15 protein-coding genes are annotated in these 16956 nt (G+C 47.0%); 7 read left to right on the top strand and 8 right to left on the bottom strand.

Features of this window, described 5'->3' with window-relative positions; translation table 11 throughout:
- Window positions 1-580: 580 nt before the first annotated feature.
- Genes ACFMKP_RS05185 through ACFMKP_RS05165 form a run of 5 tightly spaced genes read left to right on the top strand, consistent with a single transcriptional unit; the run spans window position 581 to window position 6355 of the window.
- The gene (locus ACFMKP_RS05185; RefSeq protein ID WP_382289691.1) at window positions 581-1504 is read left to right on the top strand and encodes a phosphotransferase family protein; all 924 of its coding nucleotides are present in this window, start codon (window positions 581-583) and stop codon (window positions 1502-1504) included.
- Window positions 1501-2946, top strand: a complete 1446-nt coding sequence (locus ACFMKP_RS05180) for a hypothetical protein (protein ID WP_382289689.1) — start codon at window positions 1501-1503, stop codon at window positions 2944-2946. Before ACFMKP_RS05185 ends, ACFMKP_RS05180 begins: the two co-directional genes overlap by 4 nt.
- 53 nt (window positions 2947-2999) lie before the next feature.
- Window positions 3000-4232, top strand: coding sequence for a DUF262 domain-containing protein (locus ACFMKP_RS05175; protein WP_382289687.1), 1233 nt, complete (start codon window positions 3000-3002; stop codon window positions 4230-4232).
- Window positions 4229-5410 carry a DUF3696 domain-containing protein gene (locus ACFMKP_RS05170; RefSeq protein WP_382289685.1) on the top strand — a complete coding sequence of 394 codons (1182 nt, stop codon included), beginning with the start codon at window positions 4229-4231 and terminating at the stop codon, window positions 5408-5410. The genes ACFMKP_RS05175 and ACFMKP_RS05170 overlap by 4 nt, the downstream gene beginning before the upstream one ends.
- Before the next feature lie 3 nt (window positions 5411-5413).
- On the top strand, window positions 5414-6355 hold the full coding sequence (locus tag ACFMKP_RS05165; protein WP_382289683.1) for a hypothetical protein: 942 nt from the start codon (window positions 5414-5416) through the stop codon (window positions 6353-6355).
- Between the two features lie 89 nt (window positions 6356-6444).
- Here the strand turns inward: ACFMKP_RS05165 and ACFMKP_RS05160 are convergent, their stop codons facing one another.
- Complete coding sequence (locus tag ACFMKP_RS05160; RefSeq protein ID WP_382289681.1) at window positions 6445-6741, bottom strand: hypothetical protein; 297 nt, start codon at window positions 6739-6741, stop codon at window positions 6445-6447.
- Window positions 6742-6841: 100 nt separating this feature from the next.
- Here ACFMKP_RS05160 and ACFMKP_RS05155 point away from each other — a divergent pair, with 100 nt between their 5' ends.
- Window positions 6842-7177: a hypothetical protein gene (locus tag ACFMKP_RS05155; RefSeq protein WP_382289679.1), complete on the top strand. Its 336-nt coding sequence runs from the start codon at window positions 6842-6844 to the stop codon at window positions 7175-7177.
- On the opposite strand, the gene ACFMKP_RS05150 is transcribed toward ACFMKP_RS05155, so the two are convergent.
- A complete protein-coding gene (locus tag ACFMKP_RS05150; protein ID WP_382289677.1) occupies window positions 7150-7461 on the bottom strand; it encodes a hypothetical protein in 312 nt (103 codons plus the stop codon). The genes ACFMKP_RS05155 and ACFMKP_RS05150 overlap by 28 nt on opposite strands.
- Window positions 7462-7540: 79 nt before the next feature.
- Between ACFMKP_RS05150 and ACFMKP_RS05145 the strand changes: the two genes are divergently transcribed.
- Complete coding sequence (locus ACFMKP_RS05145) at window positions 7541-8032, top strand: hypothetical protein (RefSeq protein WP_382289675.1); 492 nt, start codon at window positions 7541-7543, stop codon at window positions 8030-8032.
- Here the strand turns inward: ACFMKP_RS05145 and ACFMKP_RS05140 are convergent.
- The 6 genes from ACFMKP_RS05140 to ACFMKP_RS05115 all read right to left on the bottom strand — a co-directional run bounded on the left by ACFMKP_RS05140 (window position 8004) and on the right by ACFMKP_RS05115 (window position 16841).
- Window positions 8004-8516, bottom strand: coding sequence for a shikimate kinase (locus ACFMKP_RS05140; RefSeq protein WP_204756081.1), 513 nt, complete (start codon window positions 8514-8516; stop codon window positions 8004-8006). The genes ACFMKP_RS05145 and ACFMKP_RS05140 overlap by 29 nt on opposite strands.
- A 316-nt stretch (window positions 8517-8832) precedes the next feature.
- Entirely contained in the window at window positions 8833-10125 is a 1293-nt protein-coding gene (gene aceA / locus ACFMKP_RS05135; protein ID WP_382289673.1) for an isocitrate lyase, read from the bottom strand.
- Between the two features lie 173 nt (window positions 10126-10298).
- The gene (gene aceB / locus ACFMKP_RS05130; RefSeq protein ID WP_382289671.1) at window positions 10299-11891 is read right to left on the bottom strand and encodes a malate synthase A; all 1593 of its coding nucleotides are present in this window, start codon (window positions 11889-11891) and stop codon (window positions 10299-10301) included.
- A 952-nt stretch (window positions 11892-12843) separates the two neighbouring features.
- Window positions 12844-14529: an MDR family MFS transporter gene (locus ACFMKP_RS05125; RefSeq protein ID WP_382289669.1), complete on the bottom strand. Its 1686-nt coding sequence runs from the start codon at window positions 14527-14529 to the stop codon at window positions 12844-12846.
- Between the two features lie 12 nt (window positions 14530-14541).
- A complete protein-coding gene (locus ACFMKP_RS05120) occupies window positions 14542-15186 on the bottom strand; it encodes a TetR/AcrR family transcriptional regulator (protein WP_382289667.1) in 645 nt (214 codons plus the stop codon).
- Window positions 15187-15362: 176 nt separating this feature from the next.
- The gene (locus ACFMKP_RS05115) at window positions 15363-16841 is read right to left on the bottom strand and encodes a helix-turn-helix domain-containing protein (RefSeq protein ID WP_382289665.1); all 1479 of its coding nucleotides are present in this window, start codon (window positions 16839-16841) and stop codon (window positions 15363-15365) included.
- Window positions 16842-16956: the final 115 nt, after the last annotated feature.

Raw genomic sequence — 16956 nt, 5'->3', positions numbered from 1 at the left:
AATCAATCGCTAGTCCACCCCCATAACTAGCATTGGGGGAGGAAGAAAGGATGAAGGATGAGAGATGAAGTCAGAAGGCAAAAGGCAAAAGGCAAAAGGCAACATTTAACGCAGCGGCGCAGAGAACCAAAGGATGAAGGATGAAGGATGAAGGATGAATGCAAGATGAAGGATGAATGCAAAATGTAGAAGTCAGAAGTCAAAAGTCAGAGCGCAAAGGATATAAAATAATCATAAAAATCTGTGGCTAAAAAAACGAAACCTTCGCGTTCTTTGCGCTCTTCGCGGTTTCCATCCTTTCCTATCCTTATATATTAATTATTAACGCAACGGCGCAGAACAATGATGGCTTTTGGCTATTGGGAATGCACGAACCTAATCAAAGCAATCTGTGCCAATCTGTGGCCAACGGCAAGGATGAAGGATGAGGGATGAAGGATGAAGGGATATACTCTCCCCATGGAGCGTGACGTTCTTCGCGTCCTTCGCGCTCTTCGCGGTTTCAACCCTTCGTGTCCTTCGTGGATTAAGCACTTCGGGGTACAATGCTGGTGGAATAGTGTCTGTGTGAGGATGTTTGATGCAGCTTACTCACCTGTTACGCCAAGCAATCGAAGCCGATTCGGGCTTTCAGCTCGAACACATCAGCTTTATCGGCGCTGGTTGGTTTGCCCAAGCCTACCAATTTGAACACAATGCCCAAACTTATGTCGTGCGCATCAGCAAGCACTACCAAGATTTTTTAAAAGATGCCTACGCCGCCCAGCATTGGGCCCAACATGTGCCAATTCCGCCAATCCTGGCGCATCAGCAATTTGCCGATGGCTGGGTCTACGCGATTAGTCCATTCATCGCAGGCCAAACCATCTCAGCGCTTGAGCCACAACAACTCAGCCAAATCCAGCCGCACCTGTTTCAAACACTGCACCAGCTGCATCAACAAGACCTTGGCCCAAGCACTGGTTGGGGTTTGGCCAACAGCCAAGGCCAAGGCCGCTACCAAACATGGGCCGAAGAAATTTTAGATCTTGGCAATTATAAGTTTGATTACGATTGGCACGATTGGATCGAGCGCCAAGACCAGACCGGAGCCTTATTGCGTCAAGGCTATCGCGTCATGGAACGGTTGCTCAGCACAATCACCACCGAACGCTCATTAATCCATCGCGATTTTGGCTTTGATAATGTGCTTTGCCAGCAGCAAGCGATTGTGGCTGTGCTCGATTGGGCCGAATTTGGCTATGGCGATTGGGTATACGATCTTGCTCAACAAAGCTGTTATGGGCAAAGCACTATCTATTTACAACCATGGCTTAAATTTGCCCAACAGTACGATATAATTCCCGCTAATCTTGAAAAGCGTTTACGCTGCTATTGGCTGCACATGAACTTAACTGATTTGATTGTCGCCCAGCTACGCAACGATTGGGCGTGGCATCGCGAGATTGTGCTCGAACTAACCGAGTTGATCGAACATCCTGTGCGAGTGAGGCTGGATTCATGAAGATTACCACCCATCAAGAATTAATTGGCTGGCATCGCTATCTCGAAGCATTAGGGCCACGTCTAACCGGCAGCGAAGCTCATCAGCGCTTTATCGAATTTTTGGCCGCCGAATTAACTGCCCTCGGCTGCGAAGTTCAGCGCGATCGCTATTATTTCACGCGCTGGGAAGCCCAAAAGTGGGGCTTGGCGCTGCAAAACGCCAATCGCAGCGAAACCGCAATTACCACAAGTTTCTACTATCCCTATTCTGGCTGCACGCCCGCCGAAGGCATTCTTGGCGAATTGGTCGATTGTGGCAAAAGCCCAGGCAATTTTCAGCAAGCAGCTGGCAAAATAGCCTTGGTCGAAGTTGCAGTTCCAGCATTGCCAACTATGCTTTTTATCCACCCAACCAAGGCGGCTCAAGCCAGCACCACCCAACTCCCAAAAACGCTGCGCAACCCAACCCTTGGCTCGTTTCTCGGCGGCCCCGACCTGCAAGCTGCCAAAAAAGCCGGGGTTAAAGGCGTAATTTGCATGTGGTCGAAAATCTCGTCAGCCAATGCTGAAGATCAATATCTACCCTTCACCACCAACTACCAAGAATGCCCAGCCCTTTGGATTGATCACAGCACAGGCCAGCAACTCAAGCAAGCAGCTGCTCAAGGCCAACAGATTCGCTTCACGTTAGAAGCCACGCTAACCGAGCAAAGCCCAACTGAAAGCTTGTATGTGGTTTTGCCAAGCCAAACATCGAACGAAAGCATCTTGATTAATACCCACACCGATGGGCCGAACGCCCCAGAAGAGAATGGTGCGCTCGGATTATTGGCCTTGGTACGTTGGTTCAAAAACCAAAGCCTTGAGCGAAATTTAATTTTCATTTTTGCCACTGGTCACTTTCAACTGCCGCAACTTGGCAAGCACGGCCAAGCAACCAGCACATGGCTCGCCGAGCACCCAGCATTATGGAACGGCCAGCAATTTCGGGCGGTTGCAGGGGTTACCTTGGAGCATCTAGGCTGTAGCGAATGGCACGATAATCGAGCTTTCACCAGCTATCAACCAACGACCCAACCAGAAATTGAGTTGACCTACACCACCAGCCCAATGCTGGAGCAACTGTATTACACCGCGCTTTTGCAGCGCACCAAGCAGCGTGTGCTCACCATTCTGCCGATCAACAATATTTATTTTGGCGAGGGCGAGCCATTCTACAAAGCCAATATTCCCACAATTTCACTAATTCCTGCGCCCAATTATTTATGCGCCACGCCCAGCAATGCAGCCATCGATAAACTTGATTTTGATTTGATGCAGCAACAAATCGAAACCTTCGCGCGGGTGATTGGATTAATCGATCAAACAAGCTCCAGCCGCTTGGGCGTTGCCGAACCACAACCATTTAGCTTGGTTGGCAGCCTATTCCGCCGCATGGTCGGCGCAAATCAGGGCCACTAAAAATCAATCAGCTATAGTACAATACAACAGCATTCTACGATGAGGAAGAACCAATGGTTGATAATAATGAAGATTTGGATCTGAATAACGATGATGAAGAGGAGTTACCACAAGGTGGATTTCAAGGCTTCCAGCTATCATCACAGGCAGCATTATATGGATTAAGTAACGATATTGAAGAAGAAGAAGAGGATGATGACGAATTAATTATTACACCCTTTAATCCTAGCCAGATCCGAATTGATTTTAAGCCAATGACTGTCGATCTCTTAATTTCACGGATGGAAAATAATGAGATTGATATGCAACCAGCTTTTCAGCGTCAAGCAGGTTTATGGACCCGCGAAGCCCAAAGCCGCTTAATCGAGTCGATTCTAATTCGTATTCCACTGCCAGCATTCTATATGGATGCAACAAACGAAGACCGCTGGATTATTGTTGATGGACTCCAACGATTAACAACTCTCTATAATTTTATTTTAGCAAAAAAAAATCATCCAGAAAATCAATTAAAACTCAAAGGCTTAGAATTCCTCAATACGATTACGGATAAAGGCTTTGACGATCTGCCTAGAAATTTCCAACGGCGGATTATGGAAACTCAAGTATTAATTTACCAAATTGCTCCAGGAACACCAGAAGAAGTTAAATTCAATATCTTCAAACGGATTAATACTGGTGGATTGCCACTTTCGCCCCAAGAGATTCGCCACGCGTTACATCAAGGGCGAGCAACCGAATTGCTCAAACGAATGGCTGAGTTTCCTGAATTTAAGCAAGCTACTACCAACTCTGTACCTACATCGCGCATGAGTGACCGTGAATTTGTGTTACGCTTCATTGCCTTTCATCTGGTACCTCCTGAAAAATATAATCGCAATGAATTTGCCGATTTCGATAGCTTTTTAAGCAATACAATGGCTACAATTAATAAGCTTGATCAAAAGGCTCTCGATTCATTTGAGCAACAGTTCCGCCGGGCAATGCGTGCAGCGAAAGCCATTTTTGATAAAGACGCTTTTCGCAAACGCTATAAAGCAAATGCTTCCCGTGGAATGATCAATAAATCGCTGTTTGAATCATGGTCAGTTAACTTAAGCAATTGTAGCGATGATCAAATCAAAGTTCTTGTCCGAAGAAAAAATCTATTAATGCAAAAATTTATTGCAATGTTGAACCATGATCGCGAATTCGATAAAGCAATCTCACAAGGTACTGGTGATACAAATAAAGTTAATATTCGTTTCCGCCGAATTGCTCACCTTATTCAAGAGGTATTAAAATGAGTGAACAACCATTACAAACGCTTGAATCGATCGTTTTACACAACTTTAAGTGCTTTGGTCACCAAAAAATTAATCTTGGCAAGCTAACCTTGCTGTCGGGATTAAATGGCATGGGCAAATCGTCAGTTATTCAATCATTGCTTTTATTACGTCAATCGTTTCAACAAGGCCTCATAACCCAAGGCTTAGCAGTTAATGGTGATTTAGTTCGACTCGGTACGGCCCAAGATGTATTCTTTGAATATGCTGATGATGACACAATTAGTATCGGCTTGAAGCTTTATAGCAAAACTAGTGTCGATGAATGGCGCTATCAATATAATTCTTCAACCGATGTCTTGGATATTGAAGCTGCGCCTGATGGATTAAATAGCATACTGGTTGGAGCATCGGATACCTACTTCAATAATGATATTATTTTTAGTAATCTATTCACTGATGACTTTCAGTATCTTCAAGCCGAAAGGATTGGGCCACGCACATCATTCGGTACATCGGATTATCTCGTGCGCCAACATCGCCAACTTGGCCCAAGCGGCGAATATGCGATTCACTATTTATCATTATTTGGCAATGAATTAATTCCCAACGAAAAATTACATCATGAACAATCAAACACATTAACCTTACGCAATGAAGTTGAAGCGTGGCTAAGTGAAATTTCTCCAGGCACACGAATCAACATTTCAGGGAACCCTGATATTGATTTGGTAAGTTTACGATTCTCATTCGTCAATGATGGAGTTGTAGGGAATGCTTTTCGGGCAACCAATGTTGGCTTTGGATTAACCTATACCTTACCTATTTTAGTAGCGGTTTTATCAGCCAAGCCCAATTCATTATTATTAATCGAAAATCCCGAGGCTCATTTACATCCACGCGGTCAAGCACTCATGGGTCAATTTTTGGCCTACGCAGCAGCAGCTGGAGTCCAAATTGTGGTTGAAAGCCATAGTGATCATGTATTAAATGGCATTCGTTTAGCTGTTCACGATGGCAAAATTAACCCAGCCGATGTGCAATTAAATTACTTTGAGCGCCGTATGATCGAAGGTCAAACTCGCCATACAGTTTCAACCCCAACGATTGATCAAGATGGGTTAATTGATCAATGGCCAGATGGATTTTTTGATGAATTTGATAAGAGTTTAGAACGATTAATGATGCCAAGGAGTTGATCCATGGGAATTGATATCGTATTAAATGATCGCTCAATCACCATCGCCGCAGATCAACATCAAGCTCATACACAATTGTTACAACTTATTCAAACTATGCAAACTGTTGGTGGAAAAAATACAATGCGCTTACACCAACCGATTTATACAATGGAGTTAGCACCTAATTATTATTTTCATCAATGGATAAATGAACCCGAGATGAAAGGTCGATATAAAAACCAACGTACCTATATTATGAGTATGGCAACTAAATCGCCGTACTTACAGGATCATCCTCAAGAAGCTAGCCTAACTGATAAACAACATACTTCTGAATTTATGTTTAAGCAGCAAACTGCGCTTGGTTTAGGTATGGCTGTTATGCTTGATGGTATTGCGATAAGTTTAGCAAGCCATTCTGATTGGGATAACAATCAATTAACAATTGAAGAGTTTTTTTTCGATGATTCTGGTGAATTAGCCGAAAAACACCATGATGTCCTTCACCATAGCAGTCCACAACATATTCAGCAAAATAAGCCGCTAATCGAGGAAATTAATAAACGTTCAGTTCGTGATGGGCGTGATGCATATGAACGGTGCAGTGAGTTATTCCCTGATTTAGAGTGGACAGAAACGGCACTGGATGCACTAAAACAATTGGAAGCTAATGATCAAAATTGGCCGCATATTAAGCGGCATTTATTTCAGTTTCAAGCATATGCTGCAAATTGGCAAACTGGTACTTTTGATAAAAATGGCTTAAAACTACGTTGTAGCACCGAAAGTAAATCTACAATGAATTTATATAGTCATGAAAGAATATTTAGATGTTCCGATGGCAAGGATAGATTATTTGAATGGCATAGTAAATTATCAGACGCAGTACGGATTCATTTCTTGCCTGACGGCGCACGCTATAAAATTATTATTGGTTATATTGGCAAGCATTTGTCAATATAATCTCAATCTATTCAAATGCGGATAGTGCAAGGCTGAATTTTTAGCTCTGCACCATCCGCATTTTCAAAAGCAAATTTTATTTCAAAAAACTATTCAACTTCTAAATCAATTTCATAATTGCCAAATAAAAAGCCGCGATAGCGCAACCAGCCACTCATATTTTCGCCAGTCTGATCACGTAATTCAACTTTATAGACTTGATCATTTTCGCCTGTGCGCCAGAGAAAGGGGCCAAGGCTCAGCCAAGGGCGTTTAATCGCTACAATTTGATATTTTTGCTGCACAGCCCAAGCTTCAATATGTTCATCGCGTTTGAGAATTTGATAGCGGCCAAGCAAAAATGCGCCACTCACAACCGCTAAAGTAACCAATACATAGACAAGCATCAAAAACCTCTCCTTTCAAAACAATCTTGCTCTCGATACGCAGTTAATGATTAAACGTTGCGTTGGCATCATTTTTGGTATGCAACCGCAAGGAGCAGCTATGCCAAAATATCCAACAACTCCCGATGGACGCTATTTTGTGGTCAAGCAACGCTTATGGCGCTGTAGCAACCCAAACTTAGATCCTGAAGAACGTCAACATTTGATCAATCAATTGATGAACGCCCGCCGCGCTGTTGGCCAAGCCAAGCGCCAACAAAACCAAGAGGCCGAACGCACTGCTCGTGCCGAGGTTCAGCGTTGTAAAGTGGCGCTCGGCGAACGTGGCCCAGTTTGGTGGAACGATCAAGCACCTGATTATAATCGGCGCTTGATCAAAAACACACCCTATTGGGATTGGTTTCAAACTTATGAATCGAATCGGACTGTCAGCTGATCGGAGAAAAGCCCGCTAAACCAGCCACCACAGCGAATCCAAACAGCTTGCGTCGCGCCTTGAGCATTAATCACATCAACATAGAACACGGTATGATATTTACTAGAGCGCCAAAAGAAGGGGCCGCGCCGAAACCAGCGCTGCTCAAGATCGAAAATCTGATAGCCGTTGCTAGCAGCCCATTGCTGAATTAACTGAACTGAGCGTTTATGTTCAAAAACATGCCAAGCGATAATCAGCCCAACCAAACCGACAAATACCAAAAACGAAAATATTGAATCCATAACAACAATCCTTTCAAACTCTCAATTCGTAGAATAGATAGCCTAGAGCTATACGCTAAGATGCATGGGGAGTTTCAGCATGAGCAATGAGCTATTTTTGCGCCGTAAATGGACATTCAAGGCCCATGGTTCGCAGGTGGTGATGATTAAACGCCCAGTCGAATCGAGCGAACATGTGATTATGAAGGCATTAATTTGGGCTTTGTATTTGCCCAACTATCCAGAGGCCAGGGTTGAAACCCCAATTGGCCTGCGCTATAAGCCCGATGTGATCTCGCTGGATAACCATGGTTTGCCGCTATTTTGGGGCGAGGCTGGCCACGTGGGCATGGATAAATTGGAAACCTTGCTCAAACGCTATCGCCAAACCCATTTTGTATTTGCCAAATGGGCCAGCAACCTAGAACCATTAACTCAGGTGATTGGCGAATTAACCAGCAAGATTAAACGCTCAGCTCCCATTGATTTGCTGTCGATTCCAGTTGATAGTGGCGAGCGTTTTTTCGCTACCGATGGCACAATTAGCGTTGAGCACAGCCAAATTAAGTATGTGCAGCTAACGCCGCCATAATTTGGCTGACCGTATGCTCGTGATCATCGCCAGTGCACTGCACAGTAATATCGGCAAATTGTTGGTAGAGTGGCACGCGCTCGGCATATAAATCGGCAAATGTTTGACCTGGCTGCATCACAATTCCGCGCGAATCCATATCGCTAATCCGGGGCAAAAGTTCAGCGAATTCAATCGCCAGATAGACAATTGTGCCAAGCCGCTGGAAATTGGCCATGGCATCGGGGCTGTAAATCACGCTGCCGCCAGTCGCCACCACATATTGATCAAGCTCTAGCTCAGCACAATATTGGTTTTCGACCGCACAAAATTGCTCAGGACCCAAGCGTTCGAGAATCTCGATCAAGCGGCCATGCTGGCGAGTTTGAATTACCACATCAGTATCAATAAAATCAAAGACCAACGCTTTGGCCAATAAAATCCCTAGCGTGCTTTTGCCTGAGCCAGGCATGCCAATCAAAATCACATTGCGATGCTGCGCCATTGCCAAATCTCCAAAACACAAGCGAGGTTGTATTATAGCCAAAAAACTCGCACCGCGATCTCATGGAAGGATCAGCGCGGTGCGAGCAATGCAGGGTATTTTTTACCATCGCAAAACCGGCTCACTGGCTTTGCAATAGTCGCAGATCGAGTAGGATTCAGGGGCTAGAACATTGAAACCACGAAGAGCACGAAGGCTAGGTTTTAGCCACAGATTGCCACAGATTTTTAGGATTATGTTCTATGCTCTATGTTCTATGTTCTGTTTCTACCCCTAAATCCTACCTTTTGATTTTTGACTTCTGATTTTTGACTTTCTAATGGGCTCCAACAAATTGTTCGTGCTCGGTCGAGCCGCTCAAGGCGGTGGTCGACGACATGCCACCTGAAACAGCTTGGGCCACCATATCGAAGTAGCCAGTGCCAACTTCGCGTTGGTGCTTGACGGCGGTGTAGCCTTCGCTTTCGCGGTTGAATTCGGCTTGTTGCAATTGAACATAGGCGCTCATGCCTTGATCGCGATAGCCAGTTGCCAAATCGAACATGCTGTAGTTCAAGGCATGGAAGCCAGCCAAGGTGATGAATTGGAACTTGTAGCCCATTGCGCCGAGTTCGCTTTGGAACTTAGCAATCGTAGCATCGTCCAAGTTGCGCTTCCAGTTGAATGATGGAGAGCAGTTGTAGGCCAACAATTTGCCTGGATATTGGGCATGAATCGCTTCTGCAAATTTGCGTGCTTCTTCCAAATCTGGGGTTGAGGTTTCACACCAAATCAGGTCGGCATATGGCGCATAGGCCAAGCCACGGGCAATTGCTGAATCGATGCCGCCGCGAATACAGAAGAAGCCTTCTGAAGTGCGTTCGCCGGTACAAAACTCACGGTCACGAGGATCAACGTCGCTGGTCAAGAGGTATGCGCCATTGGCATCGGTGCGAGCGACGACCAAGGTTGGTACGTCCATCACGTCGGCGGCCAAACGAGCTGCTTGCAGCGTGCGAATGAAGTGGCTGGTTGGAATAAGCACTTTGCCGCCCAAGTGGCCACATTTCTTTTCCGATGACAATTGATCTTCGAAGTGAACGCCTGCTGCGCCAGCTTCGATCATGGCTTTCATCATTTCGAAGGCATTCAATGGGCCGCCGAAGCCAGCTTCGGCATCGGCAACGATTGGCGCAAACCAGTAGGTCCCATCTTTCGCTTCTGAGTGATAAATTTGGTCGCAGCGTTGCAAGGTTTGGTTGATCCGTTTGACCACTTGTGGCACGCTGTTAGCGGGATACAAGCTTTGATCGGGATACATTTGGCCTGCCATATTGGCATCGGCAGCAACCTGCCAGCCACTCAAGTAAATTGCTTTCAAGCCAGCTTTAACCATTTGCATGGCTTGATTGCCAGTCAGCGCACCCAACGCATGCACGTAATCTTCGCTGTGTAAGAGATCCCACAAGCGTTCAGCACCCATACGAGCTAAAGTTTGCTCAATAATGACTGAACCGCGCAAGCGCACAACATCTTCGGCTGTGTAATCGCGCTGAATCCCCTGCCAACGTGCGTCCGTTGCCCAACCCCGTTCCAGTTCTGTTGTTGAGATACCGTTCGTGGTGTTCATGGCTGACTCCTTTGTCAAATTACAATGGTGGCATGTAGCTCGTTACAATCGCCAAAGCGCTAGGGCAACGTCGCCAAGGTAACGAGTAAAAATCAAATCTATCCCGACACAGCATTGCAGGTTTTAGTCATTGTTGTTTGATGCTAGCACCTGCACGCTGCCAATGAATGCAATTAATCGATTTGTTCGTAGGCGGGAAGGGTGAGAAATTCGGTAAAGGTTGGGTTGGCAACTAGCTGATCAAACAATTGGCTAGCGCGGGCATAATGACCAGTGCGATAGCGTTCTGCGCCAACTTCTTGTTCAATTGTGGCTAATTCTTCAACAACCAACTCGCGCACCCATTCGAGGGTAATTTTGCGAAAATCTTCGGTGATGCCGTTGGGCTGATGCACCCATTGCCAAACTTGCGCGCGTGAGATTTCGGCAGTTGCTGCATCTTCCATCAGGTTGTAGAGCGGCACGCAGCCTAAGCCACCAAGCCATGCCTCGATATATTGGATGCCAACGCTGATATTTTTGCGCAAGCCTTGCTCGGTAATTGGTGCTGATGGCTCGAAACGCAACAGATCATCGGCGGTAATTTCAACCTCAAGTTGCTTGCCAATTTGGTTATCTTCAGGCATCAAGGCATCAAAGGCGGCCTTGGCCAAGGGAACCAAGCCTGGGTGCGCAACCCATGTGCCGTCGTGGCCGTCGCGAGCTTCGCGCTCTTTATCTGCTTGAACTTTGGCGAGGGCTTCGGCATTGGCTTGGGCATCGTGCTTAATCGGAATTTGGGCTGCCATACCACCCATCGCATGCGCACCACGGCGATGGCAAGTTTTGATCGCCAGCAAGGAGTATGAGCGCATAAAACGTGAGGTCATCGTTACGAAAGCCCGATCAGCCAGCACAAAATGCTCAAGTTTGGCAAATTTTTTGATGCAGCTGAAAATATAATCCCAGCGGCCACAGTTGAGGCCAGCAGAGTGGTCGCGCAATTCATAGAGAATTTCGTCCATCTCGAAGGCTGCCAAAATTGTTTCGATCAAGACAGTTGCTTTGATCGAGCCATGGGGCAGGCCGAGCTGCTTTTGAGCAAAGACGAAAACATCATTCCACAAACGGGCTTCGCGATGGCTTTCAAGTTTTGGTAGATAGAAGTAGGGAGCAGAGCCACGGGCGAGCAAGGTTTTGGCGTTGTGGAATAAGTACAAGCCAAAATCGAACAAACCGCCAGCCATTGGTTCACCATCGACGGTGACATGCTTTTCGAGCAAGTGCCAGCCGCGAGGCCGCACAAACAACACCGCAACTTGGTCGTTTAAGCGATAGGCTTTGCCAGCTTCGTTGGTGAAGCTAATCGTGCGGTTGACTGCATCGCGCAAATTCAATTGACCGCTGACCAAATTATCCCAGCTTGGAGTTGTGGCATCTTCACAGTCGGCCATGAAGACGTTGGCTCCAGAGTTGAGCGCATTGATGATCATTTTGCGATCGATTGGCCCAGTGATTTCAACCCGCCGATTGCGAATTTCATCAGGAATTGGGGCAATTTGCCAGTCGCTATCACGAATAGGAGCAGTTTCAGCGAGAAAATCAGGGCGTTCGCCTGCATCGAGTCGGCTTTGGCGTTCCACTCGTCCGTGCAATAGGTCGCGGCGAGTCTGGTCAAAGCTGCGATGCAAAGCAGCTAAAAAGTGGAGAGCTGGTTCCGTCAACAATTCCGCCGCAGCGGGGGTGATGGGGGCGTTGATTTTCACGCCATGTTGCCGATCAGTCATGCGGTCGTTCCTTTCCGGTGCGTCACCATCGACGTTGGATTGGTGCATGGATTCTAGTAAAAACATGCTTGGTAGATAATTTTTATCGCCAGCGAATTTTCACTGAGCGAAGAATATCACAATGTTTTAAAGCTGTCAAGCGAATATTCGCTAGCAGATAATTTAGTATATTTTGATTCACGAAGCGCATGAAGAACACGAAGAGTTGAAACCGCGAAGCACGCGAAGGGCACGAAGGCTGTTTTAGCCACAGATTCCCACAGATTAGTAGAATTAGGCTTTTGACTTTTGACTTTTGCTTTCTGCCCTTCATCCCTCATAATTCATAATTCATCCTTCTTAAATCTCTGCGTTAAAAATGTGATCCACGAAGCGCACAAAGAGCACGAAGGGGAAATGGCTATTGGCTATTTGTATTGGTACATCAGGTTAACCACTGCCTGATCCCCTCACCCCAACCCCTCTCCCATCCACTGGGCGAGGGGCTTTAACGCTGTGGTTCTGCCACAATTCGTTGGTAAAAACGGTACTCCCCCTCGCCCGCGTTCAGTGAGAGCGGGGGCTGGGGGGTGAGGGAAAACGGTTGCCAATCAAATGAACTAGTACAGCTATTGGCTATTGGCTATTGGTTTTTGACTTCTGACTTCTGACTTTTGCATTAAAAAATGAGGATCGAGCTACAACTAGCCCGATCCCCAACAACCGATTCCCGATCCCAAATCCCTATGTTCTATGTGTACTGATTCATTGCGTTAACAACGATTCCCCCTCACCCCAACCCCTCTCCCACGGCGCGGGCGAGGGGCTTTAATCTTGTGGTTCTACCGCACGGCGTGGTGAACATGGATGCTACCCCTCGTCCGCGTTTTCGTGGGAGCGGGGGCTGGGGGGTGAGGGGACACGGTTGCCAATCCCAAATCCCAAATCCCTATGTTCTATGCTCTTTGTTCTTCTAGTGAAACGCTGCCATGCCAGCTGCGCCGGCTTCGCCATCTTGCTCGACTTGCGCGCCAGCTTTTTTGCGTCCGCCGCGCAGTTCGATTTCTTTGAGGAAGAAGACGACCACAAAGCCCAAAACCGTGATGCCAAAGCTGAAAATAAACACATGGTGAATACCATCAACCAAGCCATATTTGACCGCGCCCAACAAGGTGTTGTAGAGCGCTTGGCCTTGCTCGCCGCCTTGGGCAAACTGAGCCTGAATCAGCGATTGCGTTTCAGGCGAAAGCAAAATTTGTGGATTGTTGAAGGCCGCCAAGCTTTCTGCTGGCACGCTTTGCACAATTTCAGCGGGAATTGCTGCTTTGAACGCTGGCAAATAGGCCGAATTCATCACCGAACCCATCGCCGCCAAAGCAATTGTGCTACCAATCGAGCGGAAGAAGGTCAAGGCTGAGGTTGCTTGGCCAATTTTGTTTGGCAAGGCATTTTGGGTAATCAAGGTATACAGCGACATTCCCGCGCCCATGCCTAACCCCAACACAACCATATCAATCGCCACGTTGGTATTGGTCGAATTCAAATCGAGTTGCAGCAGCAAGAAACCACCCAAGACGCTAATTGCCATGCCAACAATTGCAATAATTTTGTATTTGCCAGTTGCGGCCACGATTTGGCCCGCCACCACGCTACAAATAATCGCGGTCAGCATCAACGGGGTCATAATCAAGCCACTATTGGTAATCGAGGTACCAATCACCCCTTGCACAAACAACGGCAAGAAGAAAATATTGCCAAACAGCGCCATATTCGAGATGATTGTAATCAGCACCGAAATGCGGAAAATGCTGTTTTTGAAGAGGCTTGGTTCGATAATTGGCTGGCCATTATTGCGTTCGAGCCATGCTTCGTAGGCAATAAATGCACCCAAAAACACAACCGCCAAGCCAAACATCCCCAAGACTTGGGCTGAGAGCCAAGCATATTTCGAGCCAGCCCAAGTGAAGCCCAGCAACAGCGGAACCGTTCCGGCAACCAATAAAATCGAGCCGATGTAGTCAATTTTGACCCGTTGGGCTTTGCGGCCAAGGGTTGGCATCAAGAAAATCAAGGTCAAGAGCGCGATAATGCCCAGCGGCAAGTTGACGTAGAAAATCCAGCGCCATGAAACGTGTTCGGTCAGCCAGCCACCAGCGGTAGGCCCAAGGATGGCCGAAATCCCAAAAACCCCGCCAGTGATTCCTTGCCAGCGCGCACGTTCGCGAGGCGTGAACAAATCGCCAACAATCGCTAAGGCAATCGGCATCAAGGCGGCTGCGCCTAAGCCTTGCAAGCCACGAAAAATAATCAATTGGTTCATGCTTTGGGCTGCGCCACACAAGCCAGAGCCAATCAAAAAGACAATTAAGCCAAAGATAAAGAGCGGCTTACGCCCAAACATATCTGAAAGCTTGCCATAAATTGGCACCATCACCGTTGAAGCCAACAGATAGGCCGTCGTAACCCAAGTATAGCGATCAAAGCCGTGCAATTCGGTGATGACTTTGGGCATCGCCGTACCAACGATTGTTTGATCAAGTGAGGCCAACAGCATCACCAAGAGCACGCTCAACATTGTGAGCAAGGTTTCGCGCTTGGTATAGCGTGGCTGTTCAAATTCGGCTGCTGCTGAAGCCGTTTGCTTAATTGCCGTTTCCATTCCGCGCCTTTCTTAAGCTTGCTTCCGTGAAATCCCATGGAAGAAAATTTGAATTATTTGAGGCAGCAACTCTTCAAACGCCACTGTTTGATCAGTTGTCAGATGATGATAGTTGCGAGGTGAAAGCAAATTGAGATACATCACAATCATCACTTTGGTTGAGATGTGCTGATCAAATTCCCCCTGAGCTTTGCCCTGCTCGATAATTGCCCGCAACAAACTACGCGCATGATCAATGATTGGCTGGGTTCGCTCGTGTTTTTCAGCAAAGCGCGACCGCATATCGGCGCTACCAAACACTTCGAGAAAAATCTGCATGCGCCGTGCTTCGCTCGGATCGTAGGTGCGTTGCAAAATCGCTTCTAAGCGTTCGCGAGCGCTGCTGGTGCTCGCCGCCACTTCTTCGATCACGTGCACAAAATTTTGTAATTGCCCTTCCACCAAGGCAATCATCAAATCTTCTTTGCTGGGAAAATGTAAATAGACCGTACCTTTGGCAATCCCAACTTGGCCCGCAATGTCGTCAATCGAGGTTTCGTGATAGCCACGCTCCAACAAAATCGTTTGGGCGGCCTCTAAAATCAGGCGCGCCCGTTCTTCGCGTTGGCGCTCTTTCAACGACACGGCAGGCTTGGTCGGTTTCTCAGGGCTTAGCATGCTCAGTTCCTTACGCTCAGCCATTATTTGACCATCAAATAAAATATGACTGATAAGTCAAATAATAACTCTAACACTATTCGATGTCAATTCGGTCATAAGTCCTAGGACTTGGGGTTAAATAATAACAGCGCCAAGGGCTGGCGCTGTTGCTGATTGGTTGAGGATTAACCACATTATGGCAATAAGGTACGCCGAATCTCGGCAATCGCGGCGTTACGGCGGTCGCGCAGTTGCTCGCCCCACAGCACGGTTGGAACCGATTTCCGCACCGCACAATCGTCAATTGGGCAGCGCTGGCAGGTTTCATGAATCACCGTACGATGAATCGCTGGATCATCAACAAACTTGATGACCTTCGCTAACTCAGGCGTAAAGCGAAAACCAACCACCACGCTGCTACCGACGGTTGGCGTAAGCACCAAGGGTCGGGCAAACCCAATATCCAAGAAGCGATCTTGGCTTTCTAAAAACTGCGAAATTTGTACATCGACCAACGGCTGCTGCTGTGGCCCCGTCTGCTCAGATAAGTTGATCAGCAAACGCGAGGCCAGCCAACGCCGACAATAGTGTTCATGTAAACCGATTCCACTTGGCAGCAACAAACGATTCATATTGATCCGCTTGATTAGTTTGTATGAACCTTCAACATTGTGAAAGCGCAAAAAGTGCAGCGAAATACCAAAAGCCGCGGGAATCACCTCGCTAAACCGATAGAGCAACATTTCAGGCGTTACATCATAGTGATTGAGCATCGCCAGCAGCGGCTCGGCGCTCCAGCTGGTTTGATTGAACAAGGTCGAAATATCGGCAATCATCGGCTGGCGGGGCATCAATAAAGCTCCGCCAAAATACGAGGCTTTAAAATCATTCGAAACTTGGCGAAACGACAACACTTGATCAGGCGTTGAGGTGACTGAGCGCTCGTTCAGTCCCAAGGCGGCATAGCCAAGCTCGCGCGCCAAAATAAATTTGCGCTGCAACTCATATAAATTTGGGTTGATCAACAAGGTTTTGCGCGGCGTGTCAATATAAACAGCACGATAATGCGAAAGTAGCTCGTGATCAGCCAAGCTGGTTTCATCAACTCGATAGCCAAATTGTTGCTGCAAAATCTGCTTGAGTTGGTCGATGCCAACTGGAAATAGATTAAGTTGATATTTGGCAGCAAAGGCTTCAGCTTCTTCTTCAATTTCGGGAAAATAATTTTCGTGAATTTCTTGATACGAACGCAGTGCTGCCCGAAAGAAATGCTCATCCTTCATATCGTATTGACGGGCAATTTCCCAAATGGCGTGCAACAAGGCGCTCGCTTTATCGGGAGCTTTGGTAAATAAGCCGACCAATTCATTGGGATCAAGCTCAAATTCCTCGAAGGGAAAATGGCGCAACAACGGCGACGAGAGCATATTTTCGAGGTAAGCCAAAGCAGGATTCAGCTTAATCGAGACCAATTCATCGTAGGCTTTGCCCAACACATGGGCCATTTTAACAATTTTATCGGGCTTGGGATATTTACGTCCCTTCTCCATCTCAGTCACATACGATGGCGATAACTCGGCTCGTGCAGCAAATTCGGTCAGACTTAAATTGGCTTCGAGGCGGGCTTGACGCAGTTTCATGCCAAAAATTAAATTAATAACATCAGTACTCATTCGATTCCTTCATGCTGCAAAGTCTCTGAACATAGCGTGAGGCAAACACTCTCGCTTAACTATACCATCAGAATCCACCAGCTTGATTATGCTCAGTCGCAAGGCGGAGAGCATG

Source organism: Herpetosiphon sp. NSE202, from assembly GCF_042688385.1.
GTDB lineage: Bacteria > Chloroflexota > Chloroflexia > Chloroflexales > Herpetosiphonaceae > Herpetosiphon.
This window is presented reverse-complemented; position numbering and strand designations above follow the sequence as displayed.

Bases quoted from the DNA above. Each gene is read 5' to 3' on its own strand.
- ACFMKP_RS05185 (WP_382289691.1), top strand. From the start codon at position 581: ATGCAGCTTACTCACCTGTTACGCCAAGCAATCGAAGCCGATTCGGGC.
- ACFMKP_RS05180 (WP_382289689.1), top strand. From the start codon at position 1,501: ATGAAGATTACCACCCATCAAGAATTAATTGGCTGGCATCGCTATCTC.
- ACFMKP_RS05175 (WP_382289687.1), top strand. From the start codon at position 3,000: ATGGTTGATAATAATGAAGATTTGGATCTGAATAACGATGATGAAGAG.
- ACFMKP_RS05170 (WP_382289685.1), top strand. From the start codon at position 4,229: ATGAGTGAACAACCATTACAAACGCTTGAATCGATCGTTTTACACAAC.
- ACFMKP_RS05165 (WP_382289683.1), top strand. From the start codon at position 5,414: ATGGGAATTGATATCGTATTAAATGATCGCTCAATCACCATCGCCGCA.
- ACFMKP_RS05160 (WP_382289681.1), bottom strand. From the start codon at position 6,741: ATGCTTGTCTATGTATTGGTTACTTTAGCGGTTGTGAGTGGCGCATTT.
- ACFMKP_RS05155 (WP_382289679.1), top strand. From the start codon at position 6,842: ATGCCAAAATATCCAACAACTCCCGATGGACGCTATTTTGTGGTCAAG.
- ACFMKP_RS05150 (WP_382289677.1), bottom strand. From the start codon at position 7,461: ATGGATTCAATATTTTCGTTTTTGGTATTTGTCGGTTTGGTTGGGCTG.
- ACFMKP_RS05145 (WP_382289675.1), top strand. From the start codon at position 7,541: ATGAGCAATGAGCTATTTTTGCGCCGTAAATGGACATTCAAGGCCCAT.
- ACFMKP_RS05140 (WP_204756081.1), bottom strand. From the start codon at position 8,516: ATGGCGCAGCATCGCAATGTGATTTTGATTGGCATGCCTGGCTCAGGC.
- aceA (WP_382289673.1), bottom strand. From the start codon at position 10,125: ATGAACACCACGAACGGTATCTCAACAACAGAACTGGAACGGGGTTGG.
- aceB (WP_382289671.1), bottom strand. From the start codon at position 11,891: ATGACTGATCGGCAACATGGCGTGAAAATCAACGCCCCCATCACCCCC.
- ACFMKP_RS05125 (WP_382289669.1), bottom strand. From the start codon at position 14,529: ATGGAAACGGCAATTAAGCAAACGGCTTCAGCAGCAGCCGAATTTGAA.
- ACFMKP_RS05120 (WP_382289667.1), bottom strand. From the start codon at position 15,186: ATGCTAAGCCCTGAGAAACCGACCAAGCCTGCCGTGTCGTTGAAAGAG.
- ACFMKP_RS05115 (WP_382289665.1), bottom strand. From the start codon at position 16,841: ATGAGTACTGATGTTATTAATTTAATTTTTGGCATGAAACTGCGTCAA.